3 protein-coding genes are annotated in these 2,939 nt (G+C 29.8%); 1 reads left to right on the top strand and 2 read right to left on the bottom strand.

What is annotated here, in order from left to right:
- Nucleotides 1–62 precede the first annotated feature (62 nt).
- Together Q0516_RS01990 and hxlB are read right to left on the bottom strand one after the other, a co-directional pair.
- The gene (locus Q0516_RS01990; protein ID WP_294468990.1) at nucleotides 63–893 is read right to left on the bottom strand and encodes a putative RNA methyltransferase; all 831 of its coding nucleotides are present in this window, start codon (nucleotides 891–893) and stop codon (nucleotides 63–65) included.
- 2 nt (nucleotides 894–895) lie between these two features.
- Entirely contained in the window at nucleotides 896–1,462 is a 567-nt protein-coding gene (gene hxlB, locus Q0516_RS01985; protein WP_257481286.1) for a 6-phospho-3-hexuloisomerase, read from the bottom strand.
- 216 nt (nucleotides 1,463–1,678) lie between these two features.
- Between hxlB and Q0516_RS01980 the strand changes: the two genes are divergently transcribed.
- Nucleotides 1,679–2,680, top strand: coding sequence for a LacI family DNA-binding transcriptional regulator (locus Q0516_RS01980; RefSeq protein WP_257481285.1), 1,002 nt, complete (start codon nucleotides 1,679–1,681; stop codon nucleotides 2,678–2,680).
- The last annotated feature ends 259 nt before the right edge of the window (nucleotides 2,681–2,939 follow it).

Below are 2,939 nucleotides of genomic sequence, written 5' to 3'. Positions count from 1 at the left end.
GATAAAAGAATAAAAGAAAATAAGACTCGGGAGGAGTCTTATCTGAGGTTTAGTATTTATTTTTATTTGATTTTACCAACTAAAATCTCACCGTCGATAGTTATTTCGGAAATATCATTATAATTAATATTTTCTAAATCTATATCAAACATTAACGGAGTCATTCTAATAAGATTTTCTAACTGTTTTTTATTGACATTTATAGTATTTTTAGCTCTGATTCTGTTTAAGAGTTCACAGTGTTCTTCAAAACAATTTATCACTTCTTGATTGGAGTATTCCTCATTTTTCAATTGTTCTTTTATAGTATGTCTTAGCTCTCTTAAATGTTCTTTTCCCGGAACTACTTTTATGATAATACCGATATCAGATAAAATCCTTTTAAATTCGATATAATTGGCAGGAGTATAAATATTTAAAATACACTCCATAGAATTGTCCTTTATAGGGATATTATTAATATCGGAAACCATAAAGCATATATTATTTACTCCCCTTGAAGCAACATTGACTGCATCTTTTGAAAAGTCAAATGCAAATATATTATATTTTCTATCTTCTATTATATGAGAATAATATCCGTCACCACAGCCCGCATCGACAATATTTTTTATATTAGTATAACTATCAAGTAAATTAGCTATTTCTTTTGCTATATGATTATAGAAGCCGTCATTTAACATTTCTCTTCGCTTTTCAAAGAATGTTTTATCATAGCCTTCCGGAGGTTTCCTGTTCATTAAAAAGTTTATGTAGCCTTTTTTAGATATATCAAAACAATGATTATTTTCGCACATTAAACTGTTATTTTTAATGTTCATATTACTTTTACATTTAGGACATATAAAATAGTTTATGTTGTTTTTAAATTGGTTATTTTTGTTACTATTCATATTTATTCCAAATTAGCGTGGTTTGACCACATGCTTTCATTTACCGGTTCATCTTTCATATCGAGGATTGTCAAAGTGATTGTATCTCCGAGTAAAAGCAGAGATTGTTCGAATAGTGAAGTCATAGGCTGCTTCGAATCTACTTGATCAGGTAAGTTTTGTTTGCTCTTGACAGGAATTCTAACAAATACATCTGTTATGTCTTTAAGTGGATTATCGGGTATCGCACCTATATGGGCAACTCTTGCTCCGAAAGATTTAGCTTTTTTTGCTATTCCGCTGGGAATTAATGTACTTCCGCTTCCTGAACCAACGATTAATAAGTCTTTGTCAGTAATCGGTGGTTCTGTAGTTTCTCCTACTATATATGTATCATATCCTATATGTTTTAGTCTCTTTGCAATACACTTAAGCATAGTCATTACTCTTCCTACACCTATAAAAAATACCTTTTCTGCTTTATTTAATTCTTCAATAAGGCTATATACTTCATTTTCATCAACTTTTAATAATGCTTCATTTAGTTCATTTATGATTATCTCAGCATTTTTTTTATAAATATTTTCCATACTATTTTATCTCCTTTATTTATATATAATAATTATATATTATTTTCATACGTTTTCAACTTTGAATATATAAAAACATATGTAAAATATTAAATATTTTCATAATACATGATAATCATTTGCAAAAAAAAGTCGACTATGATAAAATGATTTTAATTTAAAACTTTTACATAACTATGTTTAAGTTTATTCGATGTGAAAATGGAGGTGCTGATATTGAGCGCAAAAATTAAAGATGTTGCAAAGAAAGCAAATGTTTCAATAGCTACAGTATCACGTGTAATTAATAATGTTCCTTTGGTAAATGAGGAAACAAGAGATAAAGTGTTACAGGCGATTAAAGAAACCGGATATAGACCAAATGCTATAGCAAGAAGTTTGAAACTTCAAAAAACGGAAACTGTAGGTGTTGTTATACATGATATTACTATTCCTTACTATGCTCAAATTGCAAGGGGTGTTCAAGATATAAGTATGCAAAGCGGTTACAATGCTATTATATGTAACAGTGATGCCGATAACAGAAAAGAAGAAGAGTTTATGGATCTTTTTTATCAAAAGCAGTGTGATGGAATCATCTTTGCAGGTAGAGAATTAAGCGAATCGGTAAGAAGAAAATTTGAATATATGAATATGCCTGTAATACTATGCGGGATTGAAGACCGTGAAGGTGAATATTCCAGTGTAATAAACGATTATGATCAAGCAGTATATTCTCTTATGAAATATTTAAAACAAATGGGTCATAAAGCGGTAGGATTAATCCATGGGGATAAAAAAAGAGCTTATAATGCTAAAAGAAATGAAGAAGTCATGATGGCTACTTCTAAAGAGCTTGGTATGAAAATAAATAAAAATTGTGTTATTGACAGAGATTTTACAATGAAGGGCGGATACCTTGCAATGCAGGAAATGTTAAAAGGTGAACTGCCTACGGTTGTCGTATGCGGAAATGATGAAATGGCTGTCGGTGCAATAAAGGCTATCGAGGAAAGCGGCATGAAGGTTCCTGAAGATATAAGTATAGCCAGTTTAAATTCCTGTGAAGTGGGAAGATGGATAAGTCCAAAGTTAACAAGTATAAATCATTACATGTATGATGTAGGGGCAATCAGTGCCAGACTATTGATCAAACTTTTGGAAGGTGAAGAACTGAAAGAAAAAAAAGTCATAGTATCTCACGGTATAATCGATGGCGAATCGGTAAAAAAATTATAAAAATACAAATAAAAAAAGAAAATATTTTTTATATTTTCTTTTTTTATGTAGTAAATTGTGGTTTTATATATCACTGAAAGCCTTTTATATAGCGGATCTTGAAAAAGATAAAAAAAATATAATTTTTTAGTAAAAAATAGTTGACAAATATAGGCAAGTTTGATATTATATTAAAGCTGACTGATACGGAAACAGCGAAACGGAAACATCAGCGAGCTAATGATACAAAAGAATAAGAGAATAAGAAGAACGAATTAAA

Source organism: uncultured Anaerofustis sp. (genome assembly GCF_938029165.1).
Classification (GTDB): domain Bacteria; phylum Bacillota; class Clostridia; order Eubacteriales; family Anaerofustaceae; genus Anaerofustis.
The sequence above is the reverse complement of the archived record's forward strand: the minus strand, read 5'-3'. Positions and strand labels throughout refer to the sequence as shown.

Coding starts and splice junctions, on each gene's coding strand:
- hxlB (WP_257481286.1), bottom strand. CDS start 1,462: ATGGAAAATATTTATAAAAAAAATGCTGAGATAATCATAAATGAACTA.
- Q0516_RS01990 (WP_294468990.1), bottom strand. CDS start 893: ATGAATAGTAACAAAAATAACCAATTTAAAAACAACATAAACTATTTT.